General features: G+C 71.4%; 17 protein-coding genes. 11 read left to right on the forward strand and 6 right to left on the reverse strand.

Features of this window, described 5'->3' with window-relative positions:
* Positions 1-15 precede the first annotated feature (15 nt).
* Both ACTHM3_RS04210 and ACTHM3_RS04215 read left to right on the forward strand, forming a co-directional pair.
* Positions 16-1,251, forward strand: coding sequence for a sensor histidine kinase (locus tag ACTHM3_RS04210; RefSeq protein ID WP_440404839.1), 1,236 nt, complete (start codon positions 16-18; stop codon positions 1,249-1,251).
* Complete coding sequence (locus tag ACTHM3_RS04215) at positions 1,248-2,381, forward strand: hypothetical protein (RefSeq protein ID WP_440404840.1); 1,134 nt, start codon at positions 1,248-1,250, stop codon at positions 2,379-2,381. The genes ACTHM3_RS04210 and ACTHM3_RS04215 overlap by 4 nt, the downstream gene beginning before the upstream one ends.
* 13 nt (positions 2,382-2,394) lie before the next feature.
* Here the strand turns inward: ACTHM3_RS04215 and fbaA are convergent, their stop codons facing one another.
* The gene (gene fbaA, locus ACTHM3_RS04220) at positions 2,395-3,429 is read right to left on the reverse strand and encodes a class II fructose-bisphosphate aldolase (RefSeq protein WP_440404841.1); all 1,035 of its coding nucleotides are present in this window, start codon (positions 3,427-3,429) and stop codon (positions 2,395-2,397) included.
* Between the two features lie 124 nt (positions 3,430-3,553).
* On the opposite strand from fbaA, the gene glpX reads away from it, so the two are divergent.
* The 4 genes from glpX to ACTHM3_RS04240 are packed head-to-tail and all read left to right on the forward strand — an operon-like array spanning position 3,554 to position 9,066.
* Positions 3,554-4,537 (forward strand): class II fructose-bisphosphatase, encoded by a 984-nt coding sequence (gene glpX, locus ACTHM3_RS04225; RefSeq protein ID WP_440404842.1) that lies wholly within the window; start codon positions 3,554-3,556, stop codon positions 4,535-4,537.
* A gap of 55 nt (positions 4,538-4,592) precedes the next feature.
* Positions 4,593-5,198: a TetR/AcrR family transcriptional regulator gene (locus ACTHM3_RS04230; protein WP_440404843.1), complete on the forward strand. Its 606-nt coding sequence runs from the start codon at positions 4,593-4,595 to the stop codon at positions 5,196-5,198.
* A 2-nt stretch (positions 5,199-5,200) separates the two neighbouring features.
* Entirely contained in the window at positions 5,201-6,931 is a 1,731-nt protein-coding gene (locus ACTHM3_RS04235; RefSeq protein ID WP_440404966.1) for an ABC transporter ATP-binding protein, read from the forward strand.
* Positions 6,931-9,066, forward strand: a complete 2,136-nt coding sequence (locus ACTHM3_RS04240; RefSeq protein WP_440404844.1) for an ABC transporter ATP-binding protein — start codon at positions 6,931-6,933, stop codon at positions 9,064-9,066. The genes ACTHM3_RS04235 and ACTHM3_RS04240 overlap by 1 nt, the downstream gene beginning before the upstream one ends.
* Here ACTHM3_RS04240 and rmuC read toward each other — a convergent pair.
* The 5 genes from rmuC to ACTHM3_RS04265 form a co-directional block, all read right to left on the reverse strand.
* The gene (gene rmuC / locus ACTHM3_RS04245) at positions 9,063-10,490 is read right to left on the reverse strand and encodes a DNA recombination protein RmuC (protein ID WP_440404845.1); all 1,428 of its coding nucleotides are present in this window, start codon (positions 10,488-10,490) and stop codon (positions 9,063-9,065) included. The two genes, ACTHM3_RS04240 and rmuC, sit on opposite strands and share 4 nt — an antisense overlap.
* 59 nt (positions 10,491-10,549) lie before the next feature.
* Complete coding sequence (locus ACTHM3_RS04250) at positions 10,550-11,674, reverse strand: geranylgeranyl reductase family protein (protein WP_440404846.1); 1,125 nt, start codon at positions 11,672-11,674, stop codon at positions 10,550-10,552.
* Between the two features lie 21 nt (positions 11,675-11,695).
* Positions 11,696-12,127: an acyl-CoA thioesterase gene (locus ACTHM3_RS04255; protein ID WP_440404847.1), complete on the reverse strand. Its 432-nt coding sequence runs from the start codon at positions 12,125-12,127 to the stop codon at positions 11,696-11,698.
* Positions 12,128-12,132: 5 nt separating this feature from the next.
* Positions 12,133-12,720, reverse strand: a complete 588-nt coding sequence (locus ACTHM3_RS04260; protein ID WP_440404848.1) for a 3'-5' exonuclease — start codon at positions 12,718-12,720, stop codon at positions 12,133-12,135.
* A gap of 91 nt (positions 12,721-12,811) precedes the next feature.
* Entirely contained in the window at positions 12,812-13,087 is a 276-nt protein-coding gene (locus ACTHM3_RS04265) for a hypothetical protein (RefSeq protein ID WP_440404849.1), read from the reverse strand.
* A 386-nt stretch (positions 13,088-13,473) separates the two neighbouring features.
* Between ACTHM3_RS04265 and ACTHM3_RS04270 the strand changes: the two genes are divergently transcribed.
* From ACTHM3_RS04270 to ACTHM3_RS04290, 5 genes are all read left to right on the forward strand, one after another.
* On the forward strand, positions 13,474-13,860 hold the full coding sequence (locus ACTHM3_RS04270) for a hypothetical protein (protein ID WP_440404850.1): 387 nt from the start codon (positions 13,474-13,476) through the stop codon (positions 13,858-13,860).
* A gap of 33 nt (positions 13,861-13,893) precedes the next feature.
* On the forward strand, positions 13,894-14,970 hold the full coding sequence (gene ychF, locus ACTHM3_RS04275) for a redox-regulated ATPase YchF (protein ID WP_440404851.1): 1,077 nt from the start codon (positions 13,894-13,896) through the stop codon (positions 14,968-14,970).
* Positions 14,971-15,070: 100 nt separating this feature from the next.
* A complete protein-coding gene (locus ACTHM3_RS04280) occupies positions 15,071-15,673 on the forward strand; it encodes a GNAT family N-acetyltransferase (protein ID WP_440404852.1) in 603 nt (200 codons plus the stop codon).
* A 48-nt stretch (positions 15,674-15,721) separates the two neighbouring features.
* A complete protein-coding gene (locus tag ACTHM3_RS04285) occupies positions 15,722-16,117 on the forward strand; it encodes a hypothetical protein (protein ID WP_440404853.1) in 396 nt (131 codons plus the stop codon).
* Between the two features lie 2 nt (positions 16,118-16,119).
* Complete coding sequence (locus ACTHM3_RS04290; protein ID WP_440404854.1) at positions 16,120-16,740, forward strand: HAD-IA family hydrolase; 621 nt, start codon at positions 16,120-16,122, stop codon at positions 16,738-16,740.
* Positions 16,741-16,778 lie beyond the last annotated feature (38 nt).

The raw sequence follows: 16,778 nt of genomic DNA on the forward strand, positions 1-16,778 counted from the left end.
TGGAGCGGAGGCGGCATGAGGATCCGCGTGCTGCCCCGCGAGGTGGCCGGCGGCATCATCACCGGCACCGTGGCCATGATGGGCTGGGCGATCGGCGCGGCCACGATCGTGCTGACCGTGCCGATGCTCGTCGAGACGATGGTGCGTCGCGGGCGCGCGGACGACCTCCCGATCCCGCTCCTCATGCTCGCGATCGTGTTGGCGGGGATCGTCGTGGTCGCGCGGGTGCGCCGGCGATGGACCGTGATCGCCTACCTCGCCGTGGCGGGGACGGCGAGCGTCGTCTACGAGCTGACGCTGTTGCGCGGCGACCCCGGCCTCCTCCACCAGGCTCTCTTCGTGCTGAACCGGCCCACGCTCGCGCTGGTCGCGGTGGGGATCGCGACGACGTCCGCCTGGACGGGGATGCTCTGGATCGTCCTCGGGTACGCGGTCGCGAACGCCGTCCCGCTCGTCGTCGCCGTGCTCGGCGGCGTGCCCGTCACCCCGGGCCTCGGGCCGACGATGGTGCTCGTGGTCGCCCTCGCGGGGTACGCGACCTTCGGCGCACTTCAGGCGCGGCAGCGCCGCCGCCTGCCGAACTTCGACGAGCTGGAGCGGGAGACCCGCCGCCTGGCTCTCGGCGACGACCTGGCGCGGCGCACGACGGCGATCGTGCACGACACGGTGCTCAACGACCTGGCGATCGTCATGAATGCGCCGGATCGGCTGGACGACCGTGCGCGCCAGCGGCTCCGCGACGATCTCACCACCCTCCGCAGCGGTGACTGGCTCTCGACGACGGCCGACCTCCCGTCGGTCGACGACCAGGACGCGGGTCTCCGCAACGAGCTCATGGTGCTCGTGAGCGAGTTCCAGTGGCGGGGTCTGACCGTCCACGTGACGGGCGCGACGATGGGGGTCTACCGGTTCCGATCCGGCGTCGCGGATTCCGTGCTCGCCGGCATCCGGGCGTGCTTCGAGAACGTGCTACGGCACTCGGGGGCGACGGTCGCCGAGCTGGAGCTGGTGGAGGGCGCCGACGCGCTGACCGTCATGGTGACGGATCAGGGCCGGGGCTTCGACCCCGAGAGCGTGCCCGCCGATCGGCTCGGCCTGCGGATGTCGGTGCAGCACCGGCTCGCCGCCGTCGGCGGCAGCGCCCAGGTGTGGTCGTCGCCGGGGGAGGGGACCTCGGTGCTCATGACGGTCCCCGTCCAGGCGGTCGTGTCGCCGCAGCCCGAGTCGCCGCACCGGCGGGAGGCGCGATGACCCTCCTCGGCCGCCGGCCGAGCGAGCTCTCGGCGCAGCAGGTCGATCCGCTCAGCTGGGTCACCGGCCCGTTCGTGCCGCTGGTGTTCGCGCTGCTGATCCTGCTGCACGGGCTCACCGTGGCCGTCGTCACCCTCCCGGACGTCCGTCATCCGTTCGCGCAGTTCGGGGCGGTCGCCCTGTGCGCCGGCGCGTGCCTGGTCATCCACGCGGCGACCCGCCCGATGCGCCCGCCGCTCGGCTGGGGCGCCGCGATCGTCGTGCTGCTCCTCGGCGGCGCCGGTCTCGTCCTCTCGGCGATCGGCTACATCGGCGCGCGCTTCACGATCGAGCAGTGGTGGGCCCCGATCGCGTTCGCCCTCGTCATCGCCTCGCTCTCGCCCTACCTGCCCCTGCGCCGGATCCTGGGGCTCGGATTCGCCGCGATCGCGGTGAGCACGCCGTTCGCCTATCTGGCCGTCGCGCCCCAGGTGCCGTTCTGGGGACCGATCTCGATCGTGACGATCGTGGTCGGGGTGCCCGTGCTCGGCGTGCTGGCGGCCGCCGTGTTCTCCACGACCGTGGTGCGGCGGATGCTGCCGATGCTCGAACACCGCTCGCAGGTGCTCGTCTCGCTCGACGCGGCACGCAGCGAGGACGCCGAGGCCGAGGAGCGCCGGCGGCTCGCGGAGCTCACCGCCCGCGCCGTCCCGTTCCTCGAGGAGGTCGCCCGCGCGGGTCGGGTGACGTCACGGGACCGGGTGCTCGCCGGCCAGATCGCGCGGCAGCTGCGCGACGATCTGGTGGCCCGCTCCACCCTCAGCTGGCTCGACACCCTGGCCGCGACCGATCGCGTCGTGGTCGTGGACCCGGAGCGACGCGCCGATCGGATGCGGGTCTCCCAGCGCACCGCGCTCCGCGCGCTGCTCACCGCGGTGCTCGAGACACCCGGTGCCGACACGGGCTCGGTGCTCGTCGAGCTCCGCGGCCAGCCCGACGGCTCGACGGCGGTGGCACTCAGCCTCGACATCGACCTGCCCGAGGGGCGGCGCATCATGCATCTGTCGCCCTACTACCTGACGCTCCGCACGGCGGTCAGCGACCTGCGCTGGGACGACGGGAAGCTGCGGTTCGAGCTCCCCGCCGAGTGACGCGGAGCGGGCGTCACCTCGACGTGATCGAGTGCCCCGTGGAGCCGAGCTGCTGCGTCGCCTCGACGACGCGGGCGGCCATCGCGGTCTCCGCGATCTTGCCCCACGCGCGCGGGTCGTAGATCTTCTTGTTGCCGACCTCGCCGTCCACCTTGAGCACGCCGTCGTAGTTCGTGAACATCGTGCCGGCGATCGAGCGGGTGAACGCGTACTGGGTGTCGGTGTCGATGTTCATCTTCACGACGCCGTTGGCGACGGCCTCGGCGATCTCGGCGTCGGACGAGCCCGAGCCGCCGTGGAAGACGAGGTCGAGCGGCTTCTCGCCGGTGCCGAAGCGCTCCGCGATGCCGCGCTGGATCTCGCCCAGCAGCTCCGGGCGGAGCTTCACGTTGCCGGGCTTGTAGACGCCGTGCACGTTGCCGAAGGTGAGGGCCGCGATGTAGCGCCCCTTCTCGCCGAGGCCGAGCGCCTCGACGGCCTGCGTCACGTCGCCGACGGTCGTGTAGAGCGCCTCGTTCGAGCCCTCGTGCTGCACGCCGTCCTCCTCGCCGCCGACGACGCCGATCTCGACCTCGAGGATCGCGTGGATCGCCGCGATGCGAGGCAGCAGCTGTTGCGCGATCTCGAGGTTCTCGGCGAGCGGGATGGCGGAGCCGTCCCACATGTGCGACTGGAAGATCGGGTTGCGTCCCGCCCGGACCTCCTCCTCGGAGGCGGCGACGAGCGGCTCGACGAAGGTCGGCAGCGCGTCCTTGGGGCAGTGGTCGGTGTGCAGGGCGACCGTGATCGGGTAGTTCTTGGCGACCTCGGTGGCGAACTTCGCGAAGGCGAGCGCGCCCGAGGCGCGGTTCTTCACGGTCTGGCCGGCGAAGTAGTCCGCCCCGCCGGTGGTGACCTGGATGATGCCGTCGGAGCCGGCCTCCGTCAGGCCCTGCAGCACCGCGTTGATCGTCTGCGACGACGACACGTTGACGGCCGGGAACGCGAAGCCGGACTTCTTGGCGGTGTCGAGCATCTCGGCGTACTGCTCGGGGGTGGCGACGGGCATGGGGGCTCCTTCGTCGGCGGAGGGGAACGCTCGCGAGTCTATCGACGCCCGCCCTAGGCTGGTCCCGCGCGCACCGCCACCGCCGCACGCCTCCCGCTCACCGACGATCGACAGGATGCCGACCATGGCGGACCCCGCCTCCCACTATCAGAACCCCGATCGCAACCTCGCCCTCGAGCTGGTGCGGGCGACCGAGGCGGCCGCGATCCGCGCGGTCCCGTTCATCGGCCGCGGCGATAAGAACGGGGCCGACGGCGCGGCCGTGAATGCGATGCGGACGTTCCTCGCGACGGTCGACTTCGCGGGCGTCATCGTCATCGGCGAGGGGGAGAAGGACCGCGCCCCCATGCTGTTCAACGGCGAGCAGGTGGGCACGGGCAACGGCCCGGCGACCGACATCGCGGTCGACCCGATCGACGGGACCTCGCTCACGGCGGCCGGACGGCAGAACGCGATCTCGATGATCGCGGCGGCCGACCGGGGGTCGATGCTCGATGCGCACTCCGTGTTCTACATGGAGAAGATCGTCACGGGACCGGAGGGCGTCGGCGTCGTCGACATCCGTCGTCCGGTCGGCGAGAACATCCGCGCGCTCGCGAAGGCGAAGGGCAAGGACGTGGGGGAGATGCTCATCGGCGTGCTCGACCGCCCGCGGCACGAGCAGCTCATCGCCGACATCCGCGCGGCGGGAGCCGGCACCCGGCTGCTGCTCGACGGTGACGTCGCCGGTGGGATCAACGCCGCGAGCTACGAGGGCCGGCTCGACATGTGCGTCGGGATCGGGGGCAGCCCGGAGGGTGTCGCGACCGCGTGCGCGATCAAGGCGCTCGGGGGTCTGATCCAGACCCGCCTCGCGCCGAAGACCGACGAGGAGCGGCAGAAGGGCCTCGACGCCGGACTGAAGTTCGACCACGTCTACGAGGCCGACGAGCTCGTCACGAGCGACAACACCTTCTTCGTCGCGACGGGTGTGACCGACGGGATGCTCGTCCGCGGCGTGCAGCGCAAGGGGCCGGTGATCCGCACGGAGAGCATCGTGCTGCGGTCGCGGTCCGGAACGATCCGGCGCATCACGGCCGATCATCTCGTCTCGAAGTGGCTCGACTGACTTCTTGTGGACGACCCCTTGACTGAGTGAGCGCTCACTCAGTACGGTGACGGGCGTGGCCATCCCCTCCGACTTCGTCGTCGTGCGGGTGCGCGAACGCGCTCGCCCGCTCGCGCCCGAGGACCGCCGGAACGCGATCCTCGACGCCGTCATCCCGCTCGTGCGGGAGCAGGGCCGCGACGTCTCGACCCGGCAGATGGCGGAGGCCGCGGGCGTCGCCGAGGGCACCCTCTTCCGGGCGTTCGGCGACAAGGAGAGCATCCTCGCCGCCGCGACCGAGAAGGTCGTCGATCCGGAGCCGTTCCGCGACCGGCTGCGGGGCATCGACCCCGACGACCCCACCGAGGAGAAGGTGCGTCAGGTCGTCACCCTCTTCGTCGAGCGCTTCAGCGGCGTCGTCCGGTTCGCGGTCGCGATGCGGATGCAGCCCGGGCCGCCGCCGAGCGCGGACGAGTTCCGACGGAGCACGTGGTTCACCGTGCTCGGGCAGCTCTTCCGGCCGGGGGAGCTCAGCGTCTCGACCGAGACCTTCGCCTTCTTCGTGCGGCAGCTCGCGTTCGGGTCCGCCGTCCCCGGTGCCCCGAGCGTGCCGGTCGACGACCTCGTCGCCCTCATCCTCCGGGGCGTCCTGCCCCCCACCGACCCCGAGAAGAAGGGATGACCATGCTCCGCAAGATCCTCGTGCGGTTCCTGCGCCCGTACTGGCCGCTCCTCATCGGGGTGATCGTCTTCCAGATCGGGCAGTCGGTCGCCTCGCTGCTGCTGCCCAACATCAACGGCGACATCATCAACAACGGGGTCGCCAAGGGCGACACCGGCTACATCCTCGAGCGCGGCGCGCTCATGCTCGTCATCACGCTCGCCCAGGTGATCTGCTCGGTGATCGCCGTCTATTTCGGCGCGCGCACCGCCATGTCGCTCGGGCGCGACCTGCGCGGCGCCGTCTTCCACCGGGTGGGGCAGTTCTCGGAGCGGGAGGTCGCCCGTTTCGGCGCCCCGTCGCTGATCACCCGCACGACCAACGACGTGCAGCAGGTGCAGATGCTCGTGCTCATGACGTGCACGATGCTCGTCTCCGCGCCGATCCTCTCGATCGGCGGGATCATCGCGGCCCTCAACGAGGATGTGACGCTCTCCTGGATCATCGTCGTCGCGGTCCCGGTGCTGCTCATCGGCGTCGGGCTGATCATCTCGCGGATGGTGCCCCAGTTCCGAAAGATGCAGACCCGCATCGACGGGGTCAACCGCGTCCTCCGCGAGCAGCTCACCGGCATCCGCGTCGTGCGCGCGTTCGTGCGGGAGCCGGTCGAGATCGACCGGTTCGACGAGGCGAACGCGGCCGTCACCGACACGGCGATGCGCGCCGGCCGGCTGTTCGCGCTCATGTTCCCGTTCGTGATGCTCGTGCTCAACGTCTCGAGCGTCGCCGTGCTGTGGTTCGGCGCGATGCGGGTCGACGGCGGCGACCTGCAGGTCGGATCGCTCACCGCGTTCCTGCTGTACCTCGCGCAGATCCTCATGGCCGTCATGATGGCGACCTTCATGGCCGTGATCCTGCCGCGCGCGGCGGTCTCCGCCGACCGCATCGGCGAGGTGCTCGAGACCGAGCCGTCCGTCCACGAGCCGACCGCGCCGGTGACGGCCGTCACGCGGCGGGGCGAGGTGGAGCTGCGCGCCGCCACCTTCTCCTACCCCGGAGCCGACCAGCCGGTGCTGCGCGACGTGTCGTTCACGGCGAGCCCCGGCACCGTCACCGCGATCACCGGATCCACCGGATCCGGCAAGACGACGCTCGTGAGCCTCCTCCCGCGTCTGTTCGACGCGACCGGAGGTCGGGTGCTCGTCGACGGCGTCGACGTGCGGGAGCTCGACCAGGACGTGCTCTGGTCGAAGATCGGCCTCATCCCGCAGCGCGCGTACCTCTTCTCGGGCACGGTGGCCTCCAACCTCCGCTACGGCGATCCCGACGCGACCGACGAGGAGCTCTGGGCAGCGCTCGAGATCGCCCAGGCCGCCGACTTCGTGCGGGCGATGCCCGAGCAGCTGGAGGCCCCCATCGCGCAGGGCGGCACCAACGTCTCCGGCGGGCAGCGGCAGCGGCTCGCCATCGCCCGCGCGCTCGTCAAACGGCCCGAGATCTACGTCTTCGACGACTCGTTCTCGGCGCTCGACACCGCGACCGACGCGCGGCTGCGCCAGGCGCTCGACCGCGAGGTGGCCGACGCCACGCGCATCGTCGTCGCGCAGCGCGTGTCGACGATCATCGAGGCCGACCAGGTCATCGTCCTGGAGGACGGCGCGGTCGTGGGCGTCGGGACCCATCAGGAACTCCTGCACTCCTGCCGGGAGTACGCCGAGATCGTGGAGAGCCAGCTGAGCGAGGAGGCCGCCTGATGTCGGACCGCACCCCCCGGGAGCCGCAGCAGGCGACCTCCCCGACCCCCGCCCGAGCCCAGGGCTTCCAGGCCACCACGCGGCGGCCCCCGCAGGGCGGCGGCCCCTTCGGCATGCAGGGCGGCGGCGAGAAGGCGAAGACCTTCTGGCCGTCGGCGCGCCGCCTCGTCGGGCGTCTCCGCCCCGAGGCCGGCGCCATGACGCTCGTCATCCTGCTCGGCGTCGTCAGCGTCGTGTTCAGCGTGCTCGGGCCGAAGATCCTCGGCAACGCGACGAACCTCATCTTCGAGGGCTTCTTCTCGAAGCAGTTCCCGGCCGGCACCACGAAGGCTGAGATCATCCGGCGGCTCCAGGCGAACCACCAGGACCAGCTCGCCGGCGTCGTCAGCACGCTCGACCTGCACCCCGGGCAGGGCATCGACTTCGCCGCGCTCGAGCTGACGCTCGGCATCGTGCTCATCTTCTACGTCGCGTCCAGCGTCTTCAGCTGGCTGCAGGGGTACCTGCTCAACGCGGTCACACAGCGCACCGTCTACCGGCTGCGGCGCGACGTCGAGAGCAAGATCCACCGACTCCCGCTGACCTACTTCGACCGGACCCCGCGCGGTGAGCTGCTCAGCCGCGTCACGAACGACATCGACAACATCTCCCAGTCGCTGCAGCAGACCGTCAGCCAGATGGTCGTCTCGGTGCTGACGGTGCTCGGCGTGCTCGTCATGATGTTCTCGATCTCGTGGGTGCTCGCGCTCATCGCGCTCGTGACCGTGCCGCTTACGGTGGCGCTGACCGCCGTCATCGGCAAGCGCGCGCAGAAGCGGTTCGTCGCCCAGTGGGCGGCCACCGGCCAGCTCAACGCGCAGATCGAGGAGGGCTACACGGGCCACGCGCTCGTCAAGGTGTTCGGCCGGCATCGGGAGGTCGAGGCGGCCTTCGAGAAGAAGAATCAGGAGCTCTACGCGGCGAGCTTCGGCGGCCAGTTCGTGAGCGGCCTGATCATGCCGGCGACGATGTTCATCGGCAACCTGATCTACGTCGCGATCGCCGTGGTCGGCGGGCTCATGATCGCGAGCGGTGGGATCCGCATCGGCGACGTGCAGGCGTTCATCCAGTACGCCCGTCAGTTCACGCAGCCGCTCGCGCAGCTGAGCTCGATGGCCAACCTGCTGCAGTCGGGAGTCGCGAGCGCCGAGCGGGTGTTCGAGCTCCTCGACGCCGACGAGCAGCTGCCGGACCCGGCTGCCGACGACGTCGAGTCGCCCGCCGGCCGCACCGGACGCCTCGCGTTCGAGAACGTGTCGTTCCGCTACGAGTCGGACAAGCCGCTCATCGACGACCTGTCGCTCGTCGCGGCTCCCGGCTCGACGATCGCGGTCGTCGGCCCGACCGGCGCCGGCAAGACGACGCTCGTCAACCTCATCATGCGGTTCTACGAGGTCGACGCCGGCCGGATCACGGTCGACGGCATCGACACCCGCCGGATGACGCGGGCCGACCTGCGCTGTCGCACCGGCATGGTGCTGCAGGACACCTGGCTCTTCCAGGGCACGATCCGCGACAACATCGCCTACGGCAAGCCGGGGGCGACGGAGGAGGAGATCCTCGCCGCCGCCGAGGCCGCGTACGTCGATCGCTTCGTGCACTCCCTTCCCGACGGCTACGACACGGTGCTCGACGACGAGGGCGGCAACGTCTCCGCCGGCGAGAAGCAGCTCATCACGATCGCGCGCGCGTTCATCGCCGCGCCGAGCGTGCTCATCCTCGACGAGGCCACGAGCTCCGTCGACACCCGCACGGAGCTCCTCGTGCAGCGCGCGATGGGCGAGCTGCGCAAGGACCGCACCTCGTTCGTCATCGCGCACCGTCTCTCGACGATCCGGGACGCCGACCTCATCCTGGTCATGGAGTCCGGCTCGATCGTCGAGCAGGGCACCCACGACGAGCTGCTCGCGGCGGGCGGCGCCTACGCCCGGCTGTACCAGGCGCAGTTCGCAGCCCCGGTCGACGCGGAGTCGCAGGAGGCGTCGGCGGGTGTCGCACCGCAGCCGGCCCTGGTCGGCGCGCCGCCGACGGTCGGCCAGATCGTCCGCGAGGAGCTCGCCGAGGCGGCCGAGGACGGTGACCTCGAGGCGCCTTAGCCGACCGCGTCCGCCGCGTCGTCGTCCGCCTCGACGTCGAGCAGGGCCGGCGTGGCGAGATCGCGGTCGATCTCCGGACGCCCGACTCCGGCGAGCGTGTCGACCGAGCCGAGCTCCTCGAGGAGGTTCTCGGCGGTCGGCGCGCTCGGCAGCGCGTCGAGCGACTCGACATCGCGGAGCTTCCGGCTGAGGGCGCGGGTGCGCGTGCCCGCCTCGTCGACCGTGTTCTGCGCCGTGGCCAGCTGCTTCTTCAGCTTCTCCCACACGAGGCCGTACTTCTCGAACTCGGACTTGGCCGCGCCGAGCACCTTCCAGACCTCCGAGCTGCGCTGCTCGATGGCGAGGGTGCGGAAGCCCATCTGCAGCGCGTTGAGCAGCGACATGAGAGTGGTCGGCCCCGTCACCATCACGTGCAGATCCCGCTGGATCCGCCCCGCCAGCCCGGGGCGGCGCATGACCTCGGCGAACAGCCCCTCCGTCGGCAGGTACAGGATCGCGAAGTCCGTGGTGTGCGGGGCGGCGATGTACTTGGCGGCGATGGTCTTCGCCTGCTCCAGGACGGCGCGCTCGAGCGCCCTGCCGGCGTCGTCGATGGCGACCTTGTCGCCCGCCTCCTGCGCGTCGAGAAGCCGCTCGTAGTCCTCCTGCGGGAACTTGGAGTCGATGGCGAGGTAGACCGGGTCGTCGCCGCCGGGCATCCGCACGGCGAACTCGACCCGCTCCGCCGAGCCGGGCTTGACCGCGACGTTCTCCTCGTACTGCTCGCGGGTCAGCAGGTCCTCGAGCTGGCGCGAGAGCTGGACCTCGCCCCATCCGCCGCGGTTCTTCACGTTGGTCAGGACGCGCTTCAGCCCGCCGACGTCCGAGGCGAGCAGCTGCATCTCGCCGAGGCCGCGCTGCACGAGCTCGAGCCGCTCGCTCACCAGGGTGAACGACTCGCCGAGCCGCTTCTCGAGCGTCCCCTGCAGCTTCTCGTCGACGGTCTCACGCATCTTCTCGAGCTTCGCCTCGTTGCCCTGGCGCAGCTTGTCGAGCTCGTCGCGCAGGGTCGTCTGCAACTCCGCCTGCTTGTCGGCGTTGGCCTTCGTGAGCGCCTGGATCCGCTCCGCGTTCTCGGCGAGCGAGGTCGTCAGCGTGGTCTGCAGCTTTTCGCCGACCGACTCCCGCACCTGGTCGAGCTGCTGCTGGTTCTCGATCCGCAGGCGCGTCAGGGCGTCCGTGAGCTCGCCGCGCTGACGGGTGAGGTCGTCGCGCAGCTCCGATGCGCTCCGACGCAGCTCGTCGCGCACGATGGCGTCGAGTGCCGGACCCTCGGTCGTCGCCGACGACGCGGCGCGCACCCGCCCGATCAGCACCACGACGAGCGCGACGAGGACGAGCGTCAGCACCAGGTTGACGATCACGAGAACGGCAGCGGCATCCACGCGACGAGTGTCGCAAGCGCGGCCGACATCCGTGGGGTGCCGCGCGCTGCGGACCTCGATCAGGCCGCGTCGTACCGCCGGCCGCCGCGCCGGGCGAGAGCGCCGATGACCGGATCGGTCGTCATCCGGTCGACTCGTTCGGCGCCGCGGCAGAGGTCGAGGAAGAGCCGGCGCCCGGCCGGCGTGCCGGCGAGCCCGCGGTGGTACGCGGCCGGGAACCGCTCCATCACCCGCAGCATCGTCGCGCCCGCGCGCTGCTGCGGCACGAGCTCGGACCCGACGCGGCGCACGTAGAGCTCGAGGTCGCCCGAGGCCGCCGCCTCGCCCGCCATCCGTCCCGACCGCAGTGCGAACGAGATGCCCTCCCGCGTCCAGGGCTCGAGCAGACCGGCCGCGTCCCCCGCGACGAGCACCCGCCCGCGCCGCAGCGGCGACGTGCTCGTGCGCCAGCGGGTGAGGTGGCCGGAGTCGTGCAGCCGCTCCGCGCTCGCCAGGCCGAGCTGGCCGAGCCAGCGGTCGAGGTAGGCGCGCGTCCGGTCGGGCACGCCGGTGCGCTGGATGACCCCCACCGTGAGCGTGTCGCGCTTCGGGAAGAGCCACGCGTAGCTTCCCGCGTCGGGGCCCCAGTCGAACAGCGCGCGACCGCGCCACTCGTGCTCCGGAGCGGCCAGCTCGACCTCGAGCCCGAGGTCCGTGCCGCCGTAGTGGACGCCGACGTATCCCGCGGTCCGCCCGCCGGTACCGTCGGCTCCGACCACCGTGCCTGCGAGGAGCTCGCCGTCGTCGGTGCGCAGCCGCACGCCGTCCGCGTCCTCCGCGATCCCGCGCACCGCGACGCCGTCCCGGAAGAAGGCGCCCGCCGCCACCGCCCCGTCGACGAGTGCCTGGTCGAAGTCCGCGCGTCGCACCATGCCGAGGAACGGCTCCGCGGAGGCGATCCAGTGCCGGTCGCGGCCGTCGCGCCCGATGCCGAGGCGGGTGATGCGGTCCTCGAACGTCGCCTGGACGGCGTCCGGCAGCTCCCGGAGGGACCAGCCCGTGATGCCGCCGCCGCACGTCTTGTAGCGGGGGAATCGGGCGCGGTCGACGAGCAGCGTCCGGGCGCCCTGCGCGGCGGCGGCGCGTGCGGCCGCGGAGCCCGCCGGCCCGGCGCCGACGACCACGACATCCCAGCGCTCGGTCACGGCACCAGGCTAGGGCGCGGGTCAGTCCTCGGGGCGCAGGATCGGCCCGCTCGGCCGCAGCGGCAGCCGATCGAGGTCGTGGGTGACCTCGGTGCGGCCGTGGGGGAGAGGCTCGCCGGCCTCGTCGAGCGCGACGAACACGATTCGCGCGATCGTGAGGATGTCGGCGCGCGTGATCATGTTGCGCACCCGGCAGCGCATCGAGATCGAGGTGCGCCCGAATCCGGTGACCTCGAGCCCCAGCTCGATGAGGTCTCCCTGCCAGGCGGAGCTCACGAACTCGATCTCGGAGAGGAAGCGCGTCACGACCCGCTCGGTGCCGAGCTGGAGGATCGCGAAGATCGACGCCTCCTCGTCGATCCAGCGCAGCAGGCTGCCGCCGAACAGGGTGCCGTGGGCGTTGAGGTCCTCCGGCCGCACCCAGCGGCGCGAGACGGAGTCCGTCGCGGCCATGCGCGTCAGCCGGCCAGTGCCACGGGGGGCTGCAGCTGCGAGACGCGGATGCCGGCCATCGTCGCGAGCTCCGGCAGGTCGACCGCACCCCAGCGGTCGGCCGCGTGGATCATGATCGCCGCGCACGCCTCGGAGTCGGCGACCGCGTCGTGGTGCGGGAAGTCCTCGAAGCCGGCGGCCAGCGCCACCATCGGCAGCCGATAGGAGTCGAGGTGGTACGTCTTGCGGGCGAGCTGGAGGCTGCACATGTAGCGGTACTCGGGGACGGCGAGGCCGGTGGCGGTGCAGGCCGCCTTGATCACACCCATGTCGAAGCCCGCGTTGTGGGCGACGAGGATGTCGTCCTCGCAGTACTCGACCAGGTCGACCAGCTGGTCGGCCCAGCCGAGGGCGTCGACGACCATGTCGGGCGTGATGCCGTGGATGCGAATGTTCCAATCGACGAAGTGGTCGTGCCCGAGCGGCGGCCGGATGTACCAGCCGATGCGGTCGACCACCTGACCGTCGCGCACCTTCACGAGCCCGACCGAGCACGCGCTCGCCGCGGAGCCGTTGGCCGTCTCGAAGTCGATGGCGGTGAAGTCGAGCGGCATGGGACGACTCTCGCACCGGGCTCCGACATCCGCCGCCGGAAACGCCGAGAGTCCGCGCTCCGGACGAAGCGCGGGCTCTCGGTGGTGCCTGTCATCGCGGGAGCATCGGCAGGTCGTGCTCGGCCGACCGGGTCCGGATCCGCTCCAGGTCGTGGCGCACCCGGACGAGGTCCTCGTGCGACATGGTGCGGCGGTACCGGGGCTGCGCGTGCAGCGCGGGCCGGCGGCTCCAGCGGATCAGGGCGACGCCGACGTGAAGCGCGACCCGGTCCATCGGGGTGACGCGCCGCGGCGGCGGCAGGGCGGACAGCTGCTGGTGCTCGTGACGCTGATCGGTCAGAAGCGTGTTCATGATGGTGGTCCTCACCGGGAGATGTGTCGAGCCGTCGCGGGTGGCGACGGGGTGCCGGCTCACGCGCGCGGATGGCGCGACGGAGCCGTGGACGGGCGGTGGGTGCGCCGAGCCGGGGCCCGGAGCGGCTTCGTGAGCATCGCCACCGTCGTCGACGGCGGCAGAGGATGCTGCTTAGCCGAAGCTGACGGTGAGGACGCCGACGAAGCCGGCGGCGCGGAATGCGCGATCAGTGATCTTCGTGACCATTTGCCGACTCCTTTCGAGATGTGTCCGGCGGTTCGTCGTCGACCGTAGTGAACAGCGTCCACATGCCACAAGCGTCCCGGGCGTGTCGCGCGTCGTCGTGACCCGTTCGTGATGTGGACACGGACCCGGCGGCGGCGGATTAGCGTGGCGGGGTGGTCTACGTGCACATCGACCGACGGCGGGTCGCCGTCGACACCCGCGCCCCGTTCCGGATGGTGAAGCTGCCGGACGAGACCACGCTGCGCGAGGTGATCGAGGCGCAGCTCGCCGACCCCGGCCTCCCCGTCGCGGAGGAGGGCGTCACCTGGACGCTGAGCGGCGGCGGCATCCCGTTCACCGGCACCGACAGCGCGCCGGCGCTCGGGGGTCCCGGCGAGCACGAGCTCGCCCGCTTCGTCTACGGCGCTCACCCGGAGCACGAGCGGTCGGTCGTCGAGCTGCGGCCGGGATCGCTCGATGCGGCGCTCGTCGACCTCCCGATCCTCAACTCCCATCGCGTCGCGGGACTGTGGTGGGAGCCGGAGTCCGACCTCGGCTGAGCCGCGCGGCCCGCGCCCGTAGGCTGGACGACCGTGGCTCTCACCATCGGCATCGTCGGGCTCCCGAACGTCGGCAAGGCGACGCTCTTCAACGCGCTGACCAAGAACACGGTCCTCGCCGCCAACTACCCGTTCGCGACGATCGACCCCAACGTCGGCGTCGTCGACCTGCCCGACCCGCGCCTCCAGGTGCTCGCGGACCTCTTCCACAGCGAGCGCATCGTGCCGGCGGCGGTGAGCTTCGTCGACATCGCCGGCATCGTGAAGGGCGCGAGCGAGGGGGAGGGGCTCGGCAACCAGTTCCTCGCCAACATCCGCGAGGCCGACGCGATCGCCCAGGTCGTCCGCGGGTTCGCCGACGCCGACGTCGTGCACGTCGCGGGAGCCGTCGACCCGCAGGCCGACCTCGAGGTCATCACCGCGGAGCTCGCGCTCGCCGACCTGCAGACCCTCGAGAAGGCGATCACGCGCCTCGAGAAGGAGGTGCGCGGCAAGAAGGCGGAGCCGGCCGTGCTCGAAGCGGCCGTCGCCGCGCAGGACGCGCTGAACCGCGGCGTGCCGCTGTCGCGCGCGACCGGCATCGAGCTGCCGCTCCTGCGCGAGCTGGGACTGATGACCGCGAAGCCGATCATCTACGTCTTCAACGTCGACGAGTCGGTGCTCACCGACGACGCCCGCAAGGCCGAGCTCGCGTCGCTCGTCGCGCCCGCGCAGGCGGTGTTCCTCGACGCGAAGATCGAGTCGGAGCTCATCGACCTCGACCCCGCCGACGCCGCGGAGCTCCTCGCCTCCACCGGCCAGGAGGAGTCGGGCCTCGACCAGCTCGCCCGCATCGGCTTCGACACCCTCGGCCTGCAGACCTTCCTCACCGCCGGCCCCAAGGAGTCGCGCGCGTGGACGATCGGCAAGGGCTGGAAGGCGCCGCAGGCCGCGGGCGTCATCCACACCGACTTCGAGAAGGGCTTCATCAAGGCGGAGATCGTCTCGTTCGAGGACCTGGTCGCTACCGGCTCGATCACGGAGGCCCGCGCCGCCGGCAAGGCGCGCATCGAGGGCAAGGACTACGTGATGCAGGACGGCGACGTCGTGGAGTTCCGCTTCAACAACTGACGTACGGTTCTCCAGCCCGGCGACCGCAAGCGCTCGAAACGAGCCACCTGGGTGGCCCGTATCGTCCGCGGGCGTCCCCGTGGTCGCGTAGCGTCGCGGAATGGACGATACGACGGCGACCGCGTGGACGATCGAGGACGCGCAGCGGTACGGCGGCGGCATCCTCACCGGGTCGCGGACCCGACTTCGGGGAGTCCGGGAGAGCGATCTCGAGCCGCTGATCCGCTGGCGTTCCGAGCCGGCGCTCGACATCCTGCAATCGAGCACCATCGACCCGCCCGCGGAGCACCAGTTCCGCGAGTTCCTTCGCTCGCACGCCTCGGGCCCCTCCTCACGCGACCGGCGCGGATTCGCCGTCGAGACCGTCGAGGAACCGAATCGGCTCCTGGGGTTCGTCACGCTGAGCGGCATCGAGGCGCAGCACCGGTCCGCCGAGTTCGCGATCGCGCTGGATCCGAGCAGCGGCGGCCACGGGTACGGGGTCGACGCGACGCGGACAATGGTGCGGTACGGCTTCCGCGAAGTCGGCCTCCACCGTGTGTGGTTGAACGTGTGGGCCTACAACGACCGTGCGATCCGGACCTACCGCCGTGCCGGTTTCGTCGAGGAGGGGCGCCTCCGGGATGCCGTCTTCCACGACGGGCGTTGGCACGACGAGCTGGTCATGAGCGCCCTCGCGACCGACCAGGGGTGGTCCGACTGAATCCCGCGTGACCGCTTGTCGTCGTGCCTTCCGCGTACGCTCGGCGACGTGACCGAACACGAACTCCACGGGATGTGGACCAAGGCCCGCTGGCACCTCATCACCTCGCAGGTGGCGCCGACGCTGCTGCTCGCCGCGACCGTCGGGTTCGTGATGGCCGGGCTCGGCCATCAGCCGACGCCGATCCGGCTCGCGGCCGCGCTCATCCTGCTCTCGAGCGGGGTGCTCGGGTTCGTGATCCAGTTCTCGGCCGCCGCCGAGGCACGGTCGGTGGCCGCGGACCTGGCCCGTGTCGAGGCGCCGAGCGCAGTGACGAAGCGCATCCTCGCGAACGCCCGCGGGCTCGGCATCGTGACCGTCTTCGCCCCGATCGTCTTCGTGCTCACCTACCTGGCGCTGATCTGGGCGATCTTCGCCCCGCCGGTGCTCGGCGGGATGCGCTGAAGGTGCTGATCGATCCGGCCGTCGTCGACGCGGCGCTGTTCGACATGGACGGCACCCTTCTCGACTCGAGCGCGGCGGTCGAGGGATCGTGGACGATGTTCGCCGAGGAGTACGACCTCGACCCCGCCGATGTCCTCGCCGCGGTGCACGGGGTGCGCGCCGTCGACTCGATCGCGCGCTGGGTCCCGGCCGACGAGGTCGACGCGGCCACGCGCAAGCTCATCGACCGCGAGATGAGCCTCACCGACGGGATCGTCGAGATCGCCGGCGCCGCCGAACTGCTCCGGGCGCTCGCCGACGCGACCCTGCCGGCCGCGATCGTGACCTCGGCGCCGCGGGAGCTGGCCATCGTGCGCCTCGAGGCGGCCGGCCTCCCGATCCCGACGGTCTTCGTCACGGGCGACGACGTCGACCGTGGCAAGCCCGCCCCCGACTGCTACCTCCTCGCGGCCGAGCGGATCGGTGCCGAGCCGGCGCGCTGCGTCGTGTTCGAGGATGCGGAGGCCGGCATCCGCGCGGGGCTCGCCGCGGGGGCGCGCGTCGTCGTCGTGGGCGGATACGCCTCCGACACGACCGCGCCCCTGGAGCGCATCACCGACTACCGCGCCGTCCGGATCTCCTGAGTCCTCTCCCACCGCCGAGGAGTCGCGTCACGGGGTCT

It is taken from the genome of Pseudolysinimonas sp. (assembly GCF_051954455.1).
Lineage (GTDB): Bacteria > Actinomycetota > Actinomycetes > Actinomycetales > Microbacteriaceae > Pseudolysinimonas.